23 protein-coding genes are annotated in these 21,597 nt (G+C 29.4%); 10 read left to right on the top strand and 13 right to left on the bottom strand.

Annotation, left to right across the window (positions count from 1 at the left end; all coding sequences use genetic code 11):
• The first annotated feature begins 96 nt into the window (after nucleotides 1–96).
• The 3 genes from G9F71_RS24970 (at nucleotide 97) to G9F71_RS24960 (ending at nucleotide 3,241) form a co-directional block, all read left to right on the top strand.
• Entirely contained in the window at nucleotides 97–441 is a 345-nt protein-coding gene (locus tag G9F71_RS24970) for an SdpI family protein (RefSeq protein ID WP_164952038.1), read from the top strand.
• 131 nt (nucleotides 442–572) lie between these two features.
• Nucleotides 573–1,391, top strand: coding sequence for an FtsX-like permease family protein (locus G9F71_RS24965; protein ID WP_164952037.1), 819 nt, complete (start codon nucleotides 573–575; stop codon nucleotides 1,389–1,391).
• A 371-nt stretch (nucleotides 1,392–1,762) separates the two neighbouring features.
• A complete protein-coding gene (locus tag G9F71_RS24960) occupies nucleotides 1,763–3,241 on the top strand; it encodes an Lsa family ABC-F type ribosomal protection protein (protein WP_164952036.1) in 1,479 nt (492 codons plus the stop codon).
• A 536-nt stretch (nucleotides 3,242–3,777) separates the two neighbouring features.
• On the opposite strand, the gene G9F71_RS24955 is transcribed toward G9F71_RS24960, so the two are convergent.
• From G9F71_RS24955 to G9F71_RS27810, 3 genes are all read right to left on the bottom strand, one after another.
• Nucleotides 3,778–4,401: a hypothetical protein gene (locus G9F71_RS24955; RefSeq protein ID WP_164952035.1), complete on the bottom strand. Its 624-nt coding sequence runs from the start codon at nucleotides 4,399–4,401 to the stop codon at nucleotides 3,778–3,780.
• Nucleotides 4,402–4,584: 183 nt separating this feature from the next.
• Complete coding sequence (locus tag G9F71_RS24950) at nucleotides 4,585–4,767, bottom strand: hypothetical protein (protein ID WP_220322722.1); 183 nt, start codon at nucleotides 4,765–4,767, stop codon at nucleotides 4,585–4,587.
• Nucleotides 4,733–4,867 (bottom strand): amidase domain-containing protein, encoded by a 135-nt coding sequence (locus G9F71_RS27810; protein WP_164952033.1) that lies wholly within the window; start codon nucleotides 4,865–4,867, stop codon nucleotides 4,733–4,735. The genes G9F71_RS24950 and G9F71_RS27810 overlap by 35 nt, the downstream gene beginning before the upstream one ends.
• 136 nt (nucleotides 4,868–5,003) lie before the next feature.
• Between G9F71_RS27810 and G9F71_RS24940 the strand changes: the two genes are divergently transcribed.
• Nucleotides 5,004–5,564 carry a VanZ family protein gene (locus tag G9F71_RS24940; RefSeq protein WP_224626866.1) on the top strand — a complete coding sequence of 187 codons (561 nt, stop codon included), beginning with the start codon at nucleotides 5,004–5,006 and terminating at the stop codon, nucleotides 5,562–5,564.
• 129 nt (nucleotides 5,565–5,693) lie between these two features.
• On the opposite strand, the gene G9F71_RS24935 is transcribed toward G9F71_RS24940, so the two are convergent.
• Nucleotides 5,694–7,202, bottom strand: coding sequence for a YfcC family protein (locus tag G9F71_RS24935; RefSeq protein ID WP_164952032.1), 1,509 nt, complete (start codon nucleotides 7,200–7,202; stop codon nucleotides 5,694–5,696).
• A 143-nt stretch (nucleotides 7,203–7,345) separates the two neighbouring features.
• Here G9F71_RS24935 and G9F71_RS24930 point away from each other — a divergent pair, with 143 nt between their 5' ends.
• Nucleotides 7,346–7,525, top strand: a complete 180-nt coding sequence (locus G9F71_RS24930) for a hypothetical protein (protein WP_187353508.1) — start codon at nucleotides 7,346–7,348, stop codon at nucleotides 7,523–7,525.
• A 43-nt stretch (nucleotides 7,526–7,568) separates the two neighbouring features.
• Here G9F71_RS24930 and G9F71_RS24925 read toward each other — a convergent pair whose 3' ends face one another.
• Complete coding sequence (locus G9F71_RS24925; RefSeq protein WP_164952031.1) at nucleotides 7,569–8,591, bottom strand: hypothetical protein; 1,023 nt, start codon at nucleotides 8,589–8,591, stop codon at nucleotides 7,569–7,571.
• Nucleotides 8,592–8,641: 50 nt separating this feature from the next.
• A complete protein-coding gene (locus tag G9F71_RS24920) occupies nucleotides 8,642–9,646 on the bottom strand; it encodes a phosphodiester glycosidase family protein (protein WP_164952030.1) in 1,005 nt (334 codons plus the stop codon).
• Nucleotides 9,647–9,850: 204 nt separating this feature from the next.
• On the opposite strand from G9F71_RS24920, the gene G9F71_RS24915 reads away from it, so the two are divergent.
• From G9F71_RS24915 to G9F71_RS24895, 5 genes are all read left to right on the top strand, one after another.
• Complete coding sequence (locus tag G9F71_RS24915) at nucleotides 9,851–10,606, top strand: ATP-binding cassette domain-containing protein (protein ID WP_164952123.1); 756 nt, start codon at nucleotides 9,851–9,853, stop codon at nucleotides 10,604–10,606.
• The gene (locus tag G9F71_RS24910) at nucleotides 10,599–11,888 is read left to right on the top strand and encodes an ABC transporter permease (RefSeq protein ID WP_164952029.1); all 1,290 of its coding nucleotides are present in this window, start codon (nucleotides 10,599–10,601) and stop codon (nucleotides 11,886–11,888) included. Before G9F71_RS24915 ends, G9F71_RS24910 begins: the two co-directional genes overlap by 8 nt.
• Before the next feature lie 70 nt (nucleotides 11,889–11,958).
• Nucleotides 11,959–12,456: an ABC transporter permease gene (locus G9F71_RS24905; protein ID WP_224626864.1), complete on the top strand. Its 498-nt coding sequence runs from the start codon at nucleotides 11,959–11,961 to the stop codon at nucleotides 12,454–12,456.
• Nucleotides 12,457–12,531: 75 nt separating this feature from the next.
• Nucleotides 12,532–13,020: a DUF4829 domain-containing protein gene (locus G9F71_RS24900; protein WP_164952027.1), complete on the top strand. Its 489-nt coding sequence runs from the start codon at nucleotides 12,532–12,534 to the stop codon at nucleotides 13,018–13,020.
• Between the two features lie 60 nt (nucleotides 13,021–13,080).
• Nucleotides 13,081–13,680 (top strand): DJ-1/PfpI family protein, encoded by a 600-nt coding sequence (locus tag G9F71_RS24895; RefSeq protein WP_164952026.1) that lies wholly within the window; start codon nucleotides 13,081–13,083, stop codon nucleotides 13,678–13,680.
• 234 nt (nucleotides 13,681–13,914) lie between these two features.
• Here G9F71_RS24895 and G9F71_RS24890 read toward each other — a convergent pair whose 3' ends face one another.
• The 7 genes from G9F71_RS24890 to G9F71_RS24860 all read right to left on the bottom strand — a co-directional run bounded on the left by G9F71_RS24890 (nucleotide 13,915) and on the right by G9F71_RS24860 (nucleotide 21,494).
• The gene (locus G9F71_RS24890) at nucleotides 13,915–14,091 is read right to left on the bottom strand and encodes a hypothetical protein (protein WP_164952025.1); all 177 of its coding nucleotides are present in this window, start codon (nucleotides 14,089–14,091) and stop codon (nucleotides 13,915–13,917) included.
• A 346-nt stretch (nucleotides 14,092–14,437) separates the two neighbouring features.
• Nucleotides 14,438–16,537, bottom strand: coding sequence for a peptidase domain-containing ABC transporter (locus G9F71_RS24885; RefSeq protein ID WP_164952024.1), 2,100 nt, complete (start codon nucleotides 16,535–16,537; stop codon nucleotides 14,438–14,440).
• A gap of 10 nt (nucleotides 16,538–16,547) precedes the next feature.
• Nucleotides 16,548–19,586: a type 2 lanthipeptide synthetase LanM family protein gene (locus G9F71_RS24880; RefSeq protein ID WP_164952023.1), complete on the bottom strand. Its 3,039-nt coding sequence runs from the start codon at nucleotides 19,584–19,586 to the stop codon at nucleotides 16,548–16,550.
• 429 nt (nucleotides 19,587–20,015) lie between these two features.
• Nucleotides 20,016–20,249, bottom strand: coding sequence for a plantaricin C family lantibiotic (locus tag G9F71_RS24875; RefSeq protein ID WP_164952022.1), 234 nt, complete (start codon nucleotides 20,247–20,249; stop codon nucleotides 20,016–20,018).
• A 180-nt stretch (nucleotides 20,250–20,429) separates the two neighbouring features.
• On the bottom strand, nucleotides 20,430–20,666 hold the full coding sequence (locus G9F71_RS24870; RefSeq protein ID WP_224626861.1) for a plantaricin C family lantibiotic: 237 nt from the start codon (nucleotides 20,664–20,666) through the stop codon (nucleotides 20,430–20,432).
• Nucleotides 20,667–20,843: 177 nt separating this feature from the next.
• Nucleotides 20,844–21,080 carry a plantaricin C family lantibiotic gene (locus tag G9F71_RS24865; RefSeq protein ID WP_164952171.1) on the bottom strand — a complete coding sequence of 79 codons (237 nt, stop codon included), beginning with the start codon at nucleotides 21,078–21,080 and terminating at the stop codon, nucleotides 20,844–20,846.
• A gap of 177 nt (nucleotides 21,081–21,257) precedes the next feature.
• Entirely contained in the window at nucleotides 21,258–21,494 is a 237-nt protein-coding gene (locus G9F71_RS24860) for a plantaricin C family lantibiotic (RefSeq protein WP_164952171.1), read from the bottom strand.
• Between the last annotated feature and the right edge of the window lie 103 nt (nucleotides 21,495–21,597).

Raw genomic sequence — 21,597 nt, 5'->3', positions numbered from 1 at the left:
ATGATATACTAATAAATAGGTCGTAGTTGCAAAATACGACATAATTGTAATTTAACAACGAGGAAATAAATATAAATTAATATAGGGGGAAGACATATGAATTCTGTAATAGTATCAATATTTTCTATTGTATTCGGATTTATCTCAATGAAGTATCCACCAAGTATAAATAGGATGGTAGGGTATAAATCACCTTTAGCATCGAAAAATCAGGACACCTGGAATATATCACAAAAACATAGCGGATTTATCGCAATAGTACTTGGAGTTATTAATGGTATTTTTGGAATTTGGTCAATAATTCAACCAATGGCGATTAATAAAGGACAAATGCAACTGTTATTATTATTAATAAGTGTTGTAGTTCTTGTAGTTATTGAGGAAATACATTTGGCGCATCTATTTCATATGGATGGAAGCAGAAAAAATTTAAATAATTAATAAAAGATATAAAGATATAAATTAGTGGGGAATATTCCTTTTTCACGACATTCAACTAATAAATAATCAATAAAAATTATTTATATTTTAAGAGGAAATTAAAGTATATAGACGAAGGAGTATTTACAATTATGAAGACTAGCACCTTAAATTTATTATTAAAAGATGCTTCAAAAAATCTTAGAAACAATGCTACTACTAGCATTGCCTCCATTGCTACAATAATGTCAACGTTATTTATTTTAGGAATATTTATACTATTCATGTTAAATCTTAAAATGGGAATTATTGGTATATATACCCAATTTGAAGTGCGAGCGACTTTAAAAGATGATATAAAGATTACTGATCAGCAAAATATATGTAAAAAAATAAAAGCGGCAAATGTTGTAACTTATATTACTTTTGAAAAAAATACTCCCCTATCAGCATATATAATTAAAGTGAATGCACCAGATGATATACCTAAAATAATTTCTCAACTTAATGGGTTACAAGGTATAAATAAAATTAACAGTACTCAAAACTTTCCGAGTAAAATTTTGATAATGATTAAAGCAATTCAAGGGATAGGGGTGATACTTTTCCTTATACTTATTGTAGCAACATTTTTTTTAATTAAATCTACAATGAAACTTGCGATACATCCGAGAATTAATGAAATCAGTATAATGCAATATCTTGGTGCAACAGATTGGTTTATTAGATGGCCATTTATTTTTGAGGGAATTATAATTGGATTTATAGGAGCAGTGTCTGCAGTAATAGCAATTTTTTTCTTATATAGTTTTGTATATAGACAAATAAATTCTTATTTTGCAACATTGTTCATTAATTTTATAAATCCGTCTTTTATATTTACAACTATGTCATGGAGTTTTATACTTATTGGAATAATTCTAACTACTATAGGACGTATTTTGGTTATGAAAAAGTTCTTAATAATTTAAAAAAGGCATTACTTAGTGAAAGCCACTAGCAGCTTCACCGAATCCTGCTTATGTGTAAAGAGGTTCATACGGGCTTAAAGCGATGTTTCCTTGTTGAATTTTTAGAATCAGTATGATATACTGCTATTAAATAAAACGATTGGAGGTAAAAAGATGAATAATTTTTCTTGCTAGTTTTTTTAAGCATAATAATCTTATAGAAGCGTTAAATGTCGCTTATTTTATTGTGCCTATGCAAGAAAGTTACTAATTTTTTTAACTCAAACAATATATTTTGTCATGCCTAAAATGGGTTTGGCTTTGCTGTATTTATGAGCTGTAAGAATTGACTTTCTTGCAGCTCATAATTTTTTATACAGGAGGATAAATTTATGTCTTTAATAAACGTTACAAACCTTACATTTGGATATGACGGTAGTTACGACGACATATTTGAAAATGTAAGTTTTCAAATAGATACTGATTGGAAATTAGGATTTACGGGAAGAAATGGTAGAGGTAAAACAACATTTTTCAATTTGTTACTTGGCAAATATGAATACAAGGGTAATATTTCTGCAAATGTTAACTTTGAATATTTTCCTTTTAATGTAGTAAACAAGGAAAATAATACCCTTGATGTAATCAATGGCATTTTTCCAGAATATCTCCACTGGAAATTGATGCGTGAACTTTCATTTCTAGAAGTTTCTGAGGATGTTTTATATCGTCCATTTGATTCATTATCAAATGGAGAGCAAACTAAAGTGTTGCTTGCTACTTTGTTTCTTAAGGAAAATAGTTTTCTATTGATTGATGAACCAACCAATCACCTTGATATGAATGCAAGAAAACTTGTCAGTGAATATCTTAATACCAAAAGTGGGTTTATTTTGGTATCTCACGACAGATCATTTCTTGATAACTGTGTTGACCATATTCTTTCAATCAATAAGACCAATGTAGAAATTCAAAAGGGGAATTTTTCCTGTTGGTGGGAAAATAAAAAAAGGCAGGATAACTTTGAACTTGCAGAAAACGAAAAGCTTAAAAAAGACATTAATCGCTTATCGGAATCTGCCAAACAATCCAGCAGTTGGTCACACAAAGTGGAAAAAACAAAGAATGGAACAACAAACTCAGGTTCCAAGCTAGATAAAGGTCATGTTGGACATATGGCCGCCAAAATGATGAAACGTTCTAAAGTAATCGAAAACAGACAGTATGCTGCTATTGATGAAAAGTCTAAACTACTCAAAAATATTGAAAACTCCGACAATCTGAAGATTTCTCAACTAGCTTATCATAAAAGTCGACTTGTAGAACTTGAAAATATATCAATTTTTTACGGTGACAAGATGGTTTGCAAAGATGTCGGCTTTACTATTGAGCAAGGTGATCGAATTGCGCTTATAGGTAAAAATGGCTCCGGGAAATCAAGTATTATCAAACTTATTTGTGGTGAGAATATAAACTATACTGGCACTTTCAGGAAAGAAAGTCAGCTTAAGATATCCTATGTTTCACAGGACACATCGCATCTTAAAGGAAATTTAACCGACTACGCTAGAAATAACGAGATTGATGAAAGCCTTTTTAAATCTATTTTAAGAAAGCTTGATTTTTCAAGAGTTCAATTTGAAAAGGATATGTCAACTTTTAGTGGTGGTCAAAAGAAAAAAGTGTTGATTGCAAAAAGCCTTTGCCAGAAAGCGCACTTGCATATCTGGGATGAACCACTTAATTTTATAGATGTTATCTCTCGTATGCAAATAGAAGAATTGCTGATTGAATATTCACCAACTATTCTATTTGTAGAACATGATAATAAATTTTCCGAAAATATTGCAACAAAGATTTGTGAATTATAACTTTAGAGCAATATATATCTAATTCTAAAATAGTATGGGGATTACTCTCATACTATTTTTTATTTTCAGGGTAATATTAATACCTTGTATAATGACTACCTTGATCTGAATGAATAAAAGCATCTTTTGTTAATGTTACACGTATAGTCTTAACTAGCTTCTTTATTTCGGCGAGCTACTTGTGCTATGCTTACAAGTTTTGTTCTCACTGCTATTCCAGTTCTAAGTCCGGGCAGTCTTTCTCTTTTAAGCAGTTCCATATGTTATTCTCATTCCTTCCTCCAGAATTACCCGCTATAATTAAAAAAGTTCATTAAAATGAACTCCTTTCATAAATATTAGAAACTACAGTATCATAAAATCCTGTTGTTTTGTATAAATTAGCTGCATTATTATTGATACCTGTATTTTAATATATACAGGTTACCTTGTTATCAATTGAATTATTAATAACATGATTTATCATAAGAAAAATGAGCCGCATAATGGAATTATTGCCCATCATGTGGCTCGTTTTCACCCGTATTAAATTTCTTTCACCTTAATTCTTCAAAAATATAATAATATGTATCTTTATTATTTTTTTTATCATGTAGTAATACTTGCAAATTTTTAAGTTCTGAGTTTTTCATATATAAATATACATCTATATTATTGTAAATAGTACCATAACAACCACTATATAACCCTATCCTCAATATCTTTTCTGATTTTAAATTTGGAATGTAACGATCTTTGTCATTTATTTTTTTATATTTTATCTTTCTTAATAGATTCATTTTGATGTTGTATTCATAGATAAAATTATCCAAGCTTTCGCCTATATTGTCAATATAAACTTTATTACCATCCTTTGAAACTAAAACTTGAGTGTAGGTCGATCCATTCATATAATTACTATTAATATGAGCTAAATCAATGGTTTTATCAATTTTCTTATTTTTTAGATCATAAACAAACAACCCATCAATACAATGAAATATTATTCTATCTTCTGATACATAATCTAGTTCTGGTTCTATAGCAATTACTTCGTCTTTTAATCCTGAAATAATAACAGCCTTAGCATAATTATATTTAATATTATAAAAAATTAAACAGCTGGCGATAATTAAAATAAGTAATATCAATATTAATATTATTTTCTTAGTTCTATACATATTCATCATTCCTTACTTATATATTTTATTATAAAAACACTTCTCTCATACGTAAAAATATGTATAAGAGAAGATTTTTGTTACTACTCCGCCATTAGATGTTGTTTTTTTAAGTCATTATATACAACATATCGTAATTTCATAATAAAATCAATATATTTCCAAGTATTAACAGATTTTTTATTAATTACATTTTATGGAACTAAATTTTTTATCATATACAATCAGTGTATGATATGCTGCTCCATTAGAATTTAACAAACTTACAGCATCACCTATATTTGCATAAGTTGCAAAGCCTGATGCAGTTATAAATTTTTTATATGATACCTTAGTTGTCCAAACATTGTGATACAAAATTAGCACAATCACCGCCAGAGCTTGTCCAATTTGGATATGATGAATTAAATGTGTTATAGTTCGTATCTATATAATTTTTTACTGCATTTTCATTTATTGAATACATTGATATTCTTAGCTTTTCAACTTTTTGAACTGTATCTTATATAAATCTAAAACTATAAGGAACTTATCGGTAGTGGTATAATATTCATTGATATTAAGACGCATCTGTAGAAAAATGCGGAGTAAAGATTATTTATATGTGCGACAAGAAGGGAGAACTAGAAGTGTTAATAGATTATTTGCGAGAAGGAATAGGAACGTTGATTTATTTAATACCTATAGCATTTATTATTTTTAGTATATTCACTGGTGGAAAGTTTTTAACTAAAAGAACAATAGAATTTAAACCATTGAGTATGTTATGCGAATTCGTATGGATTCTTGTTGTTATAACAATTTTAAAAATAACAGGAATCATTGGTGGAGACTTCAGCACAACTTCAATAATTAATGACCGTGTGAATTATAGCTTTGCTTTATTTGGAGAAGGGTTATCCATGGCAACACTGTTGAATATTGCTCTTTTTACTCCTTTTGGTTTCTTTTCCTCAATTGTTTTTAAGAAACTCAAAAAAAAATGGATTTATGGGATTTTAATTGGTTTAGTCTTTTCGGGAACAATTGAATTTCTTCAGATTTTTATTGGAAGATTTGTGCAATTAAATGATATATTAATGAATACATTAGGAACATTTCTTGGATATGAAATATGGATTATGTTGTTAAAACTAAATCTAAAATCAAAACAAAAGGGTTAAATAATTTTTGTTGTGTAAATTATAATATGAAGTTGGCCGTACCCCAGAGGCACTTGATGGGAAATATAAAAGTACCAATGAATTGTTAAATAACCAATTCATTGGTACTTTTATATTACTTTTTATTATTTAGAATACTGTTTGAATTAACAACATAACAACTGCAAGTGCTCCAATATAACCCATTAATGGCATTATAAATTTTAACCATTTATCATAAGTTACATCTACCATTGCTAAAGTAGCTAAAATAAGTCCCGTTGGAGTTATAAATGATATTAGCCCTTGTCCATATTGATATGCACTTACTATTATATCTCTTGGCAATCCTACAGTGTCCGCAAGTGGTGCTATAATTGGTATTGACAATACTGCGAGCCCTGAAGATGAAGGGATAAAAAACCCAAGGAGTATAAATAATAAAAGAATTACAATTATAAATATTTTTGAATTCATTCCTTGAACTGTACCTGATGCCATATTAAGAATTGAATCAGAAATTACTCCATTTTCCATAATCAAATTAATTGCTCTTGCAACTCCAATAACTAATGCAACACCGACTAAATCAGCGGCCCCCATAATAAATTTGTTAACAAATTCTTTTTCTCCAAGTCCTGAAATTACACCAAGTCCTATGCCTACAACTAAAAATAATGCAGTCATTTCAGTGAACCACCATCCTTGACTGGAAACTCCCCAAATCATTACAGCAAAAGTTAATGCAAATATAATTAACATTAATTTACGTCTAAATGTAAATTTTGGTACTTCTTTTTCGCTATAACCCTTTAAAAATCTTTCTTCAATTTCTTTTTTTTGACTGTATATTAAAGATTTTGTTGGATCATTTTTTATTTTTTTACCATACTTCATAATATAAATAATAGTTATTGTTGTTGCAATTAATAACCCTGCACCCCTCATTCCTAACCCTTGTGTAAAGGTTATTCCTGCTGCATTTGACCCAATAACTGATGAAAATGGATTTACAGTGGAAAACATGGTACCAATGGATGAGCCCATATAAAGCGCAGCAATACATACTATTGCATCATAGCCTGCTGCCATAAATACTGGAACAAGTATTGGATATAGGGCAATGGTTTCTTCTGCTAATCCAAAAGTGGTTCCTCCTATAGAAATCAATATTGTAACTACAATAATTAAAATAAATTCTTTTCCTTTGGTAATACGTGAAAGACTTGCAATACCTGCATCAAAAGCTCCACTGCTATTTAATACACCAATACATCCACCAATTATAAATACAAACATAATAATATCAATGGTGTCATATACTCCTTTTATCGGAGCTTGAATTATATTAGATAAACCTTGAGGGTTTTGCTTTACCTTCTCATAAGTGTCTGGAATTGCCACAGGTTTGCTAATACTTCCATCCTTAAATTTTTCTATGTCTATCTTGATTTTTAGTTTATTTAGTGTATCTTGTGTTCCAGGTAATTCCTTTACAGAGGCATCTGGGTTTGTTACAGTGAAAACGATTTTTTCATTATCATACTTTAATTTTGCATATGAACCTGCTGGTACCACATAGGTAAGTACAGCTGCAAAAATTAGAACTATAAATAGCACAGTAAATGCCGTAGGAAAGCTTTTTTTCTTTTTACTCATTTTATTTCCCCCTAAATTAATTTTAATTTTATCATTACAATTATATTATACAAGTTTTACGACATTTTTCAATAAAATTTTACAAAATTACTAAATATTCAGCTTTATGTATATTTATTTATAATATTAAGGACTTGTAGATCATGAAGTTAGTTCAACCAATTAGGGATAGAGAAAAACTTGAAGAAATGAAAATGGAATTATTGAAGACAGGATATAAAAACTACTTAATATTTGTTGTGGGTATTAATACGGGCCTTCGGATTAGCGACATATTAGCTAATTTAGATGATAAATTTCAGGGTCTGTGTTCCGGTTTTTAGTTCCGTTACTACACAGACCCCTGGCATAGTTTGGATTCATTGATTACTTAAAAGGAACAAAAGATATTTTGTTATTTACAAGAGATGCTACTCCCTTATTATATAATTGGATAAATTTACCTTTATAGCTAGTTTGAGTTCCAGAATTTATATCTTTAATAGCACCTTTTAGTGCATCATTTTGATATATTTTACCATTAGTTGATATAAATAAATTTTCTTTAGCGCAAGGTGTTTGTAATTCAATGGCTTTCCATGTGCTAGTCTTTTGTGACGTTTTACCATAATAAATTTTACTTATTAAATTATCTTTCATTTCTGAAAGGTATATAGTATCATCATTATCAATGCCAACCAATGTAAGCTTATCAACACCACTAACACTTAAAGCATCACTTTGACCAGTAACATATATTTTATTATACACTGAGCCTTCATAGACTAATTTATCTTCATGGCGAATCAATGCTATATTGCCCACGAGTTTAGGTATTGTATCGATTTTTGACATATCTGGATTTCTATCGATTCTATAAATACTGCTTTTATTAGCATTGTTTGATACCTTCACGTAAGTAAGTCCTGTTAATGGCGCTGTTTGGATATCTTCTACTTTAGGGTTAGTAGCACCCCACTCTAATTTTATCGTTTCTACTTTTTCACCTTTTACTACATCATAAGAATATAATATTAAGTTACTAGATTCATCATCACTTTCTTTTTCTACGAAAACCATTCTATTTCTACCGGGAACCCATGAAGCAAAAGAAATGTTACATCCATCTTCCGATTTTATGTTTTTAGTTTTCCCAGTCGAACAATTAGCAATTACCAATTTATCATCATCATAATAAGATAAATATTTAGCATCATAGGATACTAATATATTTTCTGCATTTGTTGGTATAGTAATATCAATATCTTTGGTACTTACCTCTTTGACAACTTTTTTTGAAACTGCCTTTGAATCGGTAGCTAAAAAATAATGATCAATGTAAAAGAGCCCTAAACATTGCAAAGATAAAGATACTACTATCCATATGCTTATTCTTTTCAGCCGACTCATATTTCTTTCTCCTTTAACTTTAAAGTATCCTATTCTTAGATTTTAGCTTATTACCTACTCTTTATATACATAATTGAAGGTACTGTCCTTTCTCCAAAACTATCTGATGGACTATTTATAACTTCATCATCATAAAATAATGTAGAAGAAGAACCACCATCTAAGTTAGAAGCGTTAACGGCTCCATAATCATATAATACATCTTGCGCTTCTTTTAAAGAAGCCCCTAAACTTTTTGTCTGTCTACCGTCAATTACTAAAAATATTATTGCTCCATCTTTTCTTTGCGCTACACATGTTCTAGGTGCAATACCCCAACCACCATTACCTTTAGTAATAGTTTTTTGTCCACTAACTATAAGTGCTGGTCCAAAAGATACTGCATCGGTAACTCCAGCTGTTTTCATCTCTGAAAGGCTATGAGGACCAACTAATAATTTTCCTGAACTAGTCATTGCTACAACTTCTGTTTTTTTATTTACATCAGTTATATCATTAAAAGCAGTTTTCCCATTGGCCATTATAATTCCAATTGGATTTGCTCCTGTTCCTGTCCATTTCGTTCCATTATCTACATCTTTAAATCCACCAGCATTGATTGCCGCAATTGCATTGTTATCCTTTGCGATATCACTAGTTAGTTGCCCTTCCTTATGAATCAAACTAGTGTAACCTACTTTTAGCCTAGTTGGGTCATTAATTATTAATATGTAACCTTTAAAATTATTTCCTTTTACATCATATCTTTCTATACTATCATCATCTTTATTTTCTACTTTTACACTATCTAAGTTATTTTGGACTAATGCATCCACTATTTGCGTGCTCATGATTTTTTCTATTGCCTCTTTTGATAAAAATGTTGTTGCAAGCCATTGTAATGAATAAGTAGTCATTGCCGCACCTACCACTGTAGTCTTCACATTTTTAAATGGACCATAATAAAGCATAAATGGACCAGTAATTATTGTGAACGTCAATTCAAATATCACAAATAATAAAACAAGTGTACTTGTACGCTTTTTGGTTTTTCTACGTTTTTTTATTTTTCTCATACCTCCCATATTTTTCTTTATTATGTACTATCATATTATACAGTATAATTATGTAATTTAATACAATGTTTTATTTTTTGTGACATCACAAAAGTAATTATTGTAATGTTATAAAGAATTTAAGACAAAAACAACCATAAAAATTTTTTATTTTTTGTATTTTTATATAGCATATGAAACTGAGGCCAATTTGAAAGAGCCCTCATAAGTGAAAGGACAAAAGAAGGTTTAGCATCTGCAAGAACAAGGGGAAAAGTAGGTGGAAGGAAACCAAAGCTAGATATTTTAAAAACTAAAGAATTAAGAAAACTTATTGGATATCTTCCTCAGGACTTCTCAGTTTATCCAAATCTATCCGTTTATGAAGCTATGGATTATTTAGGAGTTTTATCAGAGGTTCCCTCAAGTGAGAGGAAAAAAGTAATTCCAGAACTTTTAGAAAAAGTTAACTTGTTAGATTGTAAAAAAGTAAAGGTTAAGGCTCTATCTGGCGGAATGAAAAGAAGACTTGGAATAGATAAAGCAATTTTACATAATCCAAAAGTTTTAATAGTTGATGAGCCAACAGCAGGGTTAGATCCAAAGGAGAGAATTCGATTTAGAAACCTTCTTTGTGAACTAGCAAAGGATAAAATAGTTATTCTTTCAACACATATAATCGGAGATATTGAGGCCACCTGCAAAAACATTGGGATATTAGACAATGGGAGCCTTATATTTAAAGGAACTGTTCAGGAATTAAAAAGCAAAGCAGAAGGAAAAGTTTTTTCTATGAACGTTAACACCGATGAATTAGAAAGAATAAAACAAGAATATATTATAACAGGTATGATTATGATAGGGGACAGTATCTCCATTAGGGTTATCTCAGATGTTCCTCCAAGCGATAATGCCCAAATTTGCGAACCCAATATTGAAGATTCGTACATGCTTATGATTGGAGGGATAGATAATGTTTAACCTATTTCTAAAGGAATGCACGCAATTAGGTAAGAGCTTGATTTATATAGTTTTTATTTGTATAACCATAGCATTTTATACCACCCAATACTTTTCAGATATAAAAGGAAATGATCCACAGTATCTAGGAAGTGCTTTGATAAAGCCTTCTTATGTTCAAGGCGTTGAAAAGTACAATAAAGAGAATGATAGGTATCCTTATGGAACTACGAACGAAGAGATACCAGAACAAGTTATCTCTAAATCAACATTAATGATGTATGAAGAGCATATGAAAGGAACATACTCGGCTTATCCACATGGCTTGTTTAAAAATGTTAAATTAGATAAGGAAGACACGAAAAAGATAGAAGAAATTATAAGTCAAACAACAGGAAGATCTCTAAGCGAGTTAGATGCATTGCATAAAACTGAAAAATGGAGTGAAATACATTTTAGCAGCAGCTCAAAAGACTATGCTAGCTTTAAAGTATTAATGGAGGAAGCGAGTAATATAATAGGAGAGCAATCTAATTATTCAAAAGAAAATTTAAAGCGTTTTGGCGTTAGGCCAATAACCTATGAGGAAGCAATGAAAACTTATAAAGATTTAATAGAGAAGGATAAGATTACAAATGGTTTTGCAAGGCTGTTTTGCGATTATATGGGAATCGTAATGGGTTTATTTCCAGTGTTTGTTGTAGTATCTTTTATTAGGAAAGATAGAAAAAGCAATATGAAAGAGCTCATTTATAGTAGAAGAGTAAGTTCTGCTAAGTTAATCCTGTCGAGATATAGTGCCTTAGTTATAATGATGATGATTCCAATTTTATTACTTGCAGGTGTCTCAACGTTTCAGGCCGTCAGTTTTAGCGAAAAACTTAATTTAACGGTAGATTATTTTGCGGTTTTTAAGTATTCAATAGGGTGGCTTATGCCAACACTTATGGCAGTAACTGCTGTAGGGATGTTTTTAACTCTTCTTACAGAGACAGCAATAGCTATTCCAGTTCAGATGATTTGGTGGTACTCCTCTATATCTAAAGGCGTATTAACTGGAAGTTATGATTTAAGTCAATTAATGATAAGATTTAATACAATAGAGGATAGAGATGTATTTGTTTCTATTATACCTAATATATTTTTAAATAGGATATTCTTTATTTCGGTATCGGTAATTTTCGTGATTGCATCTATTTATATATTAAAGCTAAAGCGAACAGGAAGGATTGATTTTTATGATAGGTATTCGAAATGTTTTACAAATTTCAAAGGTAAATTTAAGAATAGCTTTTCGAAATAATATATTGTTATCACTTATGTTATTAATTTCAACTCCCATAATCTTTAGCATTACCAACTTGGATTTTCCAATGGCTGCAAGAATATGTGAGCAATTTATTGTAATAATTGGAGTAGTGATTCTAGTGCCAATATTTACACCAGAAGAAGATGAAAATATAAAAGAGACAATAAACGCAAAGGCTATTTCTCCTATATTGGTTTATATAATAAGAATACTTATATCAGTAATTTTACTAATATCACTAATAGCATTATTTGTTAATATATTAATTTATCTTGGTGGAACATTTACTTCTGGAAGGTTAATAATGGGAACCTTTATATCTACACTATTTCTAGGCGGATTAGGATTATTTGTTGCTTCTCTTACTGAAAATGTAAGCATAGGGTATATGATACCAATAGTTTATTTTGTCTTTGATATTATGACAAAGGGTAAATACACAAAGAATTTGTTTCTATTTTCTTTGATGAATAATAGCTTTAAAGAAAAGTATTATTTGCTTGTGGCATCAGTAGTGCTAATAATTTTATCGTTACTAGTATATAGGGTTAAGAATAAGTAACTATACTACAGCTAGAAGATACATTATATTAACTAATGGGGTACGTAATACTCCATTGTAAAAGGAGATTTTGAGATGAAATTAATATATAAAATAGTTATAGGTGGAGTTATTCTACTGTCATTAATTTTATGTTTTGTATTTTTTTCATATGAAAATATGAGTATAAAAAAAAGTATAAAACAATACTATAAAGTTGCAGACATTGAGAGAGATGTCGATAAGCATAATTCATTGGTTATAAAGGCTGATCAATTAAAGAGTTTTGATTCTATTCCTAATATAATCAAAAGTAGAGATTTTTTAGAACTAAAAGAGATTAATCCACAGAAATATCCGCTACTTAAATATAAATTAGAGTCAACTTATTTAGGAAAAGAAAAAAATGTTAAATTTTACATGATAAAATATGATATTAAATTCAAGGAGAATTCCGTATCACCTGTAGATTCTGGAGTTTATTATTCAATAGTTACATTGGAAAAACATCAAGGCACGTGGCTATTAATTACCGATACACATTCAGCTTCATTTAAAAATGGTGTATTATCTGTAGATAGTTAGGTAAAACGACTTAATTATTATTTGTTATAACTAATAAAATTTTAGAAAAGAGGTTATGTAATGAAAAAAACTGTATTATTTGTTATTTTGGATAAGTATGCTGATTGGGAAGCTGCTTATGTATCTTCGTTAATTCTTGCATTGGGTCAAGAGGTATATTCTATAAAAACTGTTTCCTTGACGAAAGATAGTATTAAATCACTAGGTGGATTTACTGTTATTCCAGATTATGATATTAAATCTGCTCCAACTGATTTTGAAGGCTTAGTTCTAATTGGTGGAATGTCATGGAGAACTGAGAAGGCTCAGCAGGTTAAGCCTTTAGTAGAAAACGCTCTGAACAACAAAAAAGTTTTAGGTGGTATTTGTGATGCCTCGGTTTTTCTAGGTAAAATGGGTATTTTAAACAATGTCAAACATACTAGTAATGATTTAAATGATTTGAAGAAGTGGGCTGGAGATGCTTATATGGGAGAAGAAAAGTATATGATGCAACCGGCAGTGAGAGATAATAATATTATTACATCAAATGGCACAGCGCCTTTGGAATTCGCTAAAGAAGTAATGATTGCGTTAGAAGTTGCACCCGAAAAAAGTATTCTTGAATGGTACAATTTTTATAAATACGGTTGCTATGAAGCACCTATGCCACATATGTAGATTTGATGTAACGCAATTTTATATTAAGTTCTGTCGTATCTTTTATGAATTACGTCGTAACCAAATGTACGATTTTACATAAAATCGTACATTCAATTAGACATAATTTATGAAGAATTTGTGAAAATATCTTGATATGTAATTTTTCGCGATAACTAATTAAAATCATTCTATTAAATAGTATAACTGGGTATTTTCCCAGTTATACTATGCTCAACCCAATATGAAAGATTATTAGGTTATTTTAAATGATAGGAGCGTTTTTTGTTTTGTGGGCATACCGAGATTAAAATCATCTTTATCAACATATCTTTTAACTGTAGAAAAATCATGCCCAGTAATTTCTGCAATTTTTCTTAAACTTTTTCCTTCAAATTTCCTTAAATGTCTGATAAGATATATGTGTTCCATTGTTAGCATCTCCTTATTATCCTTTTCAGTTTCGTCACTAAAAAGGATAGTATATTTTGAGGGTGCTGGCAATGGATTTTTTCCATTTTATGCTTGGTTTTTTAAAGGCCGGTCCGCATTGATTTCAGTATACTAGAAACAATCATCCTTTATAACCAGTGAATTATGCTTATCGACATCTCTAAAAAAGATTAAAAAAAAATCCAGTAGAAAAGCACTTGCTGCTTACTACTGGATTTTGTTTATCAAAGTAGTTCCTAAAAATAAATACGGAGAATTTTTGACGCTTACATTGCTTCTGGTTACAAATATACTCTTCATACCCCAATGAATGGTTCTATTATACTCAAGAATTTTGATACAGCTCTTTATAATATCCTTTTTGGGACAAAAGTTCAGTGTGAGTACCATATTCAACTATTCGTCCTTCTTTCATTACATAGATACAGTCAGCATCTTCAACTGTAGATAAACGATGTGCAATTACAATTCGTGTACACTTTTCTTGCTTAAAATGATTTGTAATTAAACGTTCATTGATAGTATCTAAAGAACTAGTTGCTTCATCTAAGACAATAATTGATGGACGATTAATAAGTGCTCTTGCTAAAGCTATACGCTGTCGTTGCCCACCGGATAAATTGTTACCTAAATTTGAAATAATTGTATCGAAACCTAAAGGCATTCGACAAATATCATCATATATTTGAGCGATTTTACACGAATTAATAAGATTTTCTTCAGTTACATTTGTTTTACCCAATGTTATATTATTATACAAAGTTGTATTTTGTAGAGTAACATCTTGCGGAACCACACCTATTTGTTGACGTAGATTTTTTTTATTAATTTCAGTGATGGACACTCCATCATAAAGAATATCCCCATGTTGACAATCGTATAATCCTAAAATTAATTTACCTAAGGTTGATTTACCAGATCCTGATTCCCCAACTAAAGCAATCTTTTGCCCAGGCTTAATATTTATTGAAACATTTTGTAATACTGGCTTAGAATCAGCCGTATAAGAAAACACTACATTTTCAACATTAATATTACCATGAAATTGAGTATCCATATGGGTTTTTACAACTTCTTCTTTTGGATATTCAATAATATCTTTCAAGCGTTCTAAATTATTATTTACAAATACTATATCATTAATTACTTGAAAAAGTGATGTTGAAACTGAAAAAAAATAAACTGTAATAGAATAGAATGCTATTACTTCACCAATAGTAAATGTCTTTAATTGAAATGCAAATAACAGAACAAGAATAGGAGCTGTCAATTGTATAGTTTGATTTAATACTGTATATATAGTTAAAAAATAATCTTTTTTTAATGCCTTAGTTATTGAACGTTCCATCTGATGCACCCATTTATTTTCAATACATTCTTCTAAAGCATTTACTTTAATCATAAATATAGTGGAAATACTATCCATTTGAATACGTTGTATTTTACTACGCTCATATAGGTCATAAAGACTCAATTCTTTCATTTTTCCCTTCATCAATAGTGTAATTATTAAAAATACACAAAGAATACCTATTACTATTAAACTTAACAGTGGTGATTTAAAAATCATATAACTTAAAATAACTATTAAGGAGATACCATCCAAGAATATGTTGATTGACTTATTAGATAGTAAGCTTTTGATAACTTCAACACTACTTAATCTATATAAAATATCACTTGCTGCTCTTAATTCAAAATATTTATATGGAACATTTAGCAAGTGTTTAAATACTTTGTATGCCATTGACCTGTTTAACAATGCATTTAATTTTGCCGATACCATCCCCCTACAAAGTGAAATTAAAGTTAAACTACAAACCATAATTATTATGATGAATATAAAACTATTAGGTATTGCCTTTTTAAATATAGCATCAATTAAAAATTGTATGCCTATTGGAATAATTAACGTTACTAGTGAATTTATTAAAGAAAATATAAATGTATATATAAAAAGTTTTTTGTTTTGTATCATTTCATTATAAAACATTTTATAATTGGAACTTTTCTTTTTCATTGGTTGAAAATCACTTGTTGGTTTCATTGTTAATACAACATTTGAATAATGTTTCATAAATTCTTCGGCAGATATAACTCTTCTTGCAAAAGCAGGATCAATTATTGTGATTTTTTCACTTATATTTTCTAAAACAACGAAATGATTATTGTCCCACAATATAATACAAGGAAATGTTAATTGTTTTAATCCACCTAGGTTTGTTTTATAAGCTTTTGTTTTAAAATTAAATTTTTGTAATAAGGAACTCATTTGAAATAAATTTGAACCATCACGTCCTATTTCCATGACTTTTCTTAAGTCCGATACTGAATAGCAACTTTTATAATAATCCAAAACCATTGCAATGCAACATAACCCACATTCAGTTTGATGTACTTGTTCAACAAAATGTATTTTTGCCATAATTAACCACCTATTCTAAGAAAAGTATGTTGCCTATATCATCTTGAAGTAATTTTAATAAAAAATATCCCTCTCCACTTTTACCAATCATTAACCCATAAAAATCTATGGTTTTGTATAACGTCTTATCTATATTTTCTTTTAAATAATGAACTATTTTATGACATACAATATTCAATTTTTCTTTTACGTCTTCATTTTTTATTATTTTAATATATTCCATTAGAACAATAGCATTACCCGTGTCCCCATGGCACAGTGTTATATTATTGCCAAATCCCTTATTTAACACCGATTGTACTGCGATGTCTATTTCATTATCAATTAAATCATCACTATAGTTGTATTTTTTCAATAGTACGCGACTCAACAATATCCCAGTAGCTCCATTACACCATCCAACCGCTTTACTAGTACCATCTTCTTTTGTATACCAATTTTGTTCTTGTTTATCAAATAAGCTACGCTCATGATCTAATAGTTGTTTAATGGAAATAATACGTTTATCATCTGGAAAGTGAGAATTAATCCTAATTAGTGTAGCAATTGCACCACTTGTACCATGTGCAAACCCAGTATATCCTTCTCCATCTATTTTACTAATATCATGTAATGATACTTCTAAATCCAAAATAATTTTTTCCAATTTCTCTTTAATGATCGCATCAGTTTCGTGTTCATAAATTGACAATAGCATCATTACATATCCACTTATACCACCAATAATATCTTTATTCATTTTACTATCAATAATATGTGCTTTATATATCAGCATAACTTTGTCAATAACGATTTTATGATAATGAACATCATTAATATTTAAAGAAATATGGTATAATGCATAAAGAACACTCCCCACACCTGTAAACCCACCAATATCAAATCCTTGATTATCAATTTTTTTCAAATTTTTAAAATCTTTTATTGTTAATGGTTCAATAGTGTGAACTAGTTGATGACATACTGCTCTTGTGTATAATTCATATTCATTTAATTGAGTGATTTTGTATAAACAACTAAAAAACAATGCAATTCCAGCTAATCCCTTATATAAATCGGGTGAGAGAGTACTAACACAAGTCATTTCCTCAGATAATTTATCTAGTTCTATTCCAACCCAGGTACAGTCGTTATTAAGTAATATGCTATTATCTGCAATGACTTTACCGGTTTTTTGCGCCAGTTGTAAGATTTCATCTCTGTCATAACAAATTGCATCAGCTAATTCATAGTTTGTGGTGATATGGTTTAGTGGCAATGAATGTATAAAACTCAAATCAATTAACTTGATTTGTAGTTGTTTATCTTTTTCGCACATAGCATTAAGTCTTTTTTTAAAGTTTTGAGCTGGTGTACTAATTAATTTAACTCCTTTTATTTTATCTTGTTTTGAGTTGTATATATCAGTTTTATTAAAGATAGTATAAAAATAAGGAACATCTCCATTCATTAAATCCTGATGTTCATGGAAACTTAATAATCTTGATTTTTTTGTTATATTACTTAAAGCTATTCTGCATAAAAATACTTCTTTATTTATTGGATTAACGTGCAAATCAGGATGTGTTCCCAATCTTAATAATGTAGCATATATATTTGTAGATTTTAAAATTAATCGACAATGACTTTCATTAAATGAATCCATAATGATACTATTAGTTTCTTGTTTATGTAACATTATCCAATCATACAGTGACGAAAAGCCTGATACAATCTGATCAACATATTGAGGCTGAATTTTTGAAAGCTCTTGTCCCTCAATTTTAGGAATGTTTTTCTCCGGAGTTATAATTGGGTTTGTATAAATAATTTTCATATCTGAACGAAGTTGATTTATAATTGTAGGGACTAATAATGGACATTCTTGTTCAGTGAACCCACTAACTCCACTAATATCTACTACTTTATTACGGTCCTTAGTTAGTTGAATACGTCTTGGCAATAGCATTGTTTCTAGAACTGAATTTTCCATTAGCTGAGTTGATAAATCGTTTTTAGAGTCTACTACGGTTCCATGAAATAATGTTTCTAAGTCAATCAAAATGGGTATCTCCCCATGAGCAATTAGATTTTCATGATGAAAATCCTTAGCATCAAATAAATATAATAATGCTAACAAATGTCCGATACGGTGATAATAATTGAGCATCTGTTGCTCATCCTCACAAGATTTATAACTCACATATGATGTCCAACCATACTCCTTAGTTGTAAAAACAATAGGGGTTTGTAATTGTAGGTACCCATTAATTTTTTGTTCGTTAAGCCATTTACAAAACGTTTGAAACCCGGTATCTATCTTTAAATGATGTGGTTTATAGACAACGTGATATTTGTAGTTAAATTGAATTATCCCAACACTTTTGCCTTGTTGATGAGAATCTCCCGCTCCAAAATCTATCTGGGTTATTATGAAGTTGTTATCATTTCCATCTAAAAACAAATCAATTAAATCCTTTTTATCTGAATCTATATGGTTAATGATTTGTATTATAAAATCACTCAAATAAGTAGCTCTAGTCATCAATTCTGACCATAAATTAGGATACTCATTATAAAAATAAAGCAAATAGTTTTTGTTACTTAATAAGTTTAATGTATAATAATTGAATTCTTCTTCCTTTGATTCACCATTTAATTTGCCATTTATTTTTGCTATGTTTAGCTCTTGTATACATATGCGGAATGCTTTTTTATAGACTTCTGAATATAGGCAGTAAACAAATTCACTTATCATCTTATCCTTATTCTGAAAAAATGAATATTTTTTTAAATCCTTTACAATTATGTTATATTTAATATTTATAATTGGCATGAATATTTCAACAAATGGCATATCGTGAGTTTTCTTCAAACGCTCTATAATATTTAAAAATTCCTGACTATATGTTGTTTCAATTAATGTTAGCAATTTACAAGGTATCAAAATATCTTCATTCATATTTTTCAATGTACAATCATTATATATTGACATTAGTTTCTGGTTTTCATTTTTTATTTCTGGAAACAGAGTTATCCAATATTTAATATGATCATTTAATTTTTCCATAGTTGACTCCTTCTAGTATGTATTTTATACTAATAATATTTTTACTGCATCATTAAGTTGTTTTTTGGAATTCTATAATGTCTACTAGATTATTTCCATGTCGATTAACTATTTGTCTATGTTTAAAATGTTTATTATAGGCAAATCTCTAAGAACCAGTACAAATTATTTGCTAAAGGTTACTTTGGCAAGATTCACACTTGCTACATATAAACCATGTTGTAATGCACCACGAAGCATTGTCATATACTTACTTTGGTTAAATAAACTAAAAGTAAGATTGCTGAAAAAAAATTCAACAATCTTGCCTAATTTAAGTTTACTTAATACTTAGTTAATATATTAAGTATTAAGTAAACATTAGATTGTCCAACAAATGTTTACTACTACTCTTTGAGTAATTCATAATAACCAAAATAATATTAATTATTATTTTGTATCACCACAAAGAAAACCTTCACACTCTGCTGATACTGAACAAATTCTACCATAATTATTACCTAATCCTGCCATATTTGCTGCTTTTTTTGAAAGCCAGTCATTAGTACCACCACTAATTGTTTCTAACTGATTGTCCGTAATTTCTTTCAATAAATTACCTGATGCTAAATCCTCATTATAATTTTTGGCATTTCTTAAAAGTGGATTTTTAATTATTGACATGTATACCCATCTCCCTTTTTTTATTAGTCTTTCGACTAGATCCTATACCAAATACAGTTGTATTAATGCTTTACCCTAGGTATGCTTACTTAGTGTATTAAGCATGTATTGGATTGTCCAACAAATGTTTACTACTACTCTTTGAGTAATTCATAATAACCGAAATAATAATATTAATTATTATTTTGTATCGCCACAAAGATTAGTGAAATCACACTCTGCTGAGACTGTACAAACTCTACCATAATTATTACCTAATCCTGCCATATTTGCTGCTTTTTTTGAAAGCCAGTCATTAGTACCACCACTAATTGTTTCTAACTGATTGTCCGTAATTTCTTTCAATAAATTACCTGATGCTAAATCCTCATTATAATTTTTGGCATTTCTTAAAAGTGGATTTTTAATTATTGACATGTATACCCATCTCCCTTTTTTTATTAGTCTTTCGACTAGATCCTATACCAAATACAGTTGTATTAATGCTTTACCCTAGGTATGCTTACTTAGTCTATTAAGCACGTATTGGATTGTCCAACAAATGTTTACTACTACTCTTTAAGCAATTCATAATAACCAAAATAATATTAATTATTATTTTGTACCAGCACAAAGATTAGTGAAATCACACTCTGCTGAGACTGTACAAACTCTACCATAATTAGTACCTAACCCTGCAATATTTGCTGCTTGTTTTGAAACCCAGTCATTAGTACCACCACTAATTGTTTCTAACTGATTGTCCGTAATTTCTTTCAATAAATTACCTGATGCTAAATCCTCATTATAATTTTTGGCATTTCTTAAAAGTGGATTTTTAATTATTGACATGTATACCCATCTCCCTTTTTTTATTAGTCTTTCGACTAGATCCTATACCAAATACAGTTGTATTAATGCTTTACCCTAGGTATGCTTACTTAGTCTATTAAGCACGTATTGGATTGTCCAACAAATGTTTACTACTACTCTTTAAGCAATTCATAATAACCAAAATAATATTAATTATTATTTTGTACCAGCACAAAGATTAGTGAAATCACACTCTGCTGAGACTGTACAAACTCTACCATAATTAGTACCTAACCCTGCAATATTTGCTGCTTGTTTTGAAACCCAGTCATTAGTACCACCACTAATTGTTTCTAACTGATTGTCCGTAATTTCTTTCAATAAATTACCGGATGCTAAATCCTCATTATAATTTTTGGCATTTCTTAAAAGTGGATTTTTAATTATTGACATGTATACCCATCTCCCTTTTTTTATTAGTCTTTCGACTAGATCCTATACCAAATACAGTTGTATTAATGCTTTACCCTAGGTATGCTTACTTAGTCTATTAAGC

It is taken from the genome of Clostridium sp. FP2, assembly GCF_011065955.2.
GTDB lineage: Bacteria > Bacillota > Clostridia > Clostridiales > Clostridiaceae > Clostridium_AD > Clostridium_AD tagluense.
This window is presented reverse-complemented; position numbering and strand designations above follow the sequence as displayed.

Bases quoted from the DNA above. Each gene is read 5' to 3' on its own strand.
- G9F71_RS24970 (WP_164952038.1), top strand. From the start codon at position 97: ATGAATTCTGTAATAGTATCAATATTTTCTATTGTATTCGGATTTATC.
- G9F71_RS24965 (WP_164952037.1), top strand. From the start codon at position 573: ATGAAGACTAGCACCTTAAATTTATTATTAAAAGATGCTTCAAAAAAT.
- G9F71_RS24960 (WP_164952036.1), top strand. From the start codon at position 1,763: ATGTCTTTAATAAACGTTACAAACCTTACATTTGGATATGACGGTAGT.
- G9F71_RS24955 (WP_164952035.1), bottom strand. From the start codon at position 4,401: ATGTATAGAACTAAGAAAATAATATTAATATTGATATTACTTATTTTA.
- G9F71_RS27810 (WP_164952033.1), bottom strand. From the start codon at position 4,867: ATGTATTCAATAAATGAAAATGCAGTAAAAAATTATATAGATACGAAC.
- G9F71_RS24940 (WP_224626866.1), top strand. From the start codon at position 5,004: ATGTGCGACAAGAAGGGAGAACTAGAAGTGTTAATAGATTATTTGCGA.
- G9F71_RS24935 (WP_164952032.1), bottom strand. From the start codon at position 7,202: ATGAGTAAAAAGAAAAAAAGCTTTCCTACGGCATTTACTGTGCTATTT.
- G9F71_RS24930 (WP_187353508.1), top strand. From the start codon at position 7,346: ATGAAGTTAGTTCAACCAATTAGGGATAGAGAAAAACTTGAAGAAATG.
- G9F71_RS24925 (WP_164952031.1), bottom strand. From the start codon at position 8,591: ATGAGTCGGCTGAAAAGAATAAGCATATGGATAGTAGTATCTTTATCT.
- G9F71_RS24920 (WP_164952030.1), bottom strand. From the start codon at position 9,646: ATGAGAAAAATAAAAAAACGTAGAAAAACCAAAAAGCGTACAAGTACA.
- G9F71_RS24910 (WP_164952029.1), top strand. From the start codon at position 10,599: ATGTTTAACCTATTTCTAAAGGAATGCACGCAATTAGGTAAGAGCTTG.
- G9F71_RS24905 (WP_224626864.1), top strand. From the start codon at position 11,959: ATGGCTGCAAGAATATGTGAGCAATTTATTGTAATAATTGGAGTAGTG.
- G9F71_RS24900 (WP_164952027.1), top strand. From the start codon at position 12,532: ATGAAATTAATATATAAAATAGTTATAGGTGGAGTTATTCTACTGTCA.
- G9F71_RS24895 (WP_164952026.1), top strand. From the start codon at position 13,081: ATGAAAAAAACTGTATTATTTGTTATTTTGGATAAGTATGCTGATTGG.
- G9F71_RS24890 (WP_164952025.1), bottom strand. From the start codon at position 14,091: ATGGAACACATATATCTTATCAGACATTTAAGGAAATTTGAAGGAAAA.
- G9F71_RS24885 (WP_164952024.1), bottom strand. From the start codon at position 16,537: ATGGCAAAAATACATTTTGTTGAACAAGTACATCAAACTGAATGTGGG.
- G9F71_RS24880 (WP_164952023.1), bottom strand. From the start codon at position 19,586: ATGGAAAAATTAAATGATCATATTAAATATTGGATAACTCTGTTTCCA.
- G9F71_RS24875 (WP_164952022.1), bottom strand. From the start codon at position 20,249: ATGTCAATAATTAAAAATCCACTTTTAAGAAATGCCAAAAATTATAAT.
- G9F71_RS24870 (WP_224626861.1), bottom strand. From the start codon at position 20,666: ATGTCAATAATTAAAAATCCACTTTTAAGAAATGCCAAAAATTATAAT.
- G9F71_RS24865 (WP_164952171.1), bottom strand. From the start codon at position 21,080: ATGTCAATAATTAAAAATCCACTTTTAAGAAATGCCAAAAATTATAAT.
- G9F71_RS24860 (WP_164952171.1), bottom strand. From the start codon at position 21,494: ATGTCAATAATTAAAAATCCACTTTTAAGAAATGCCAAAAATTATAAT.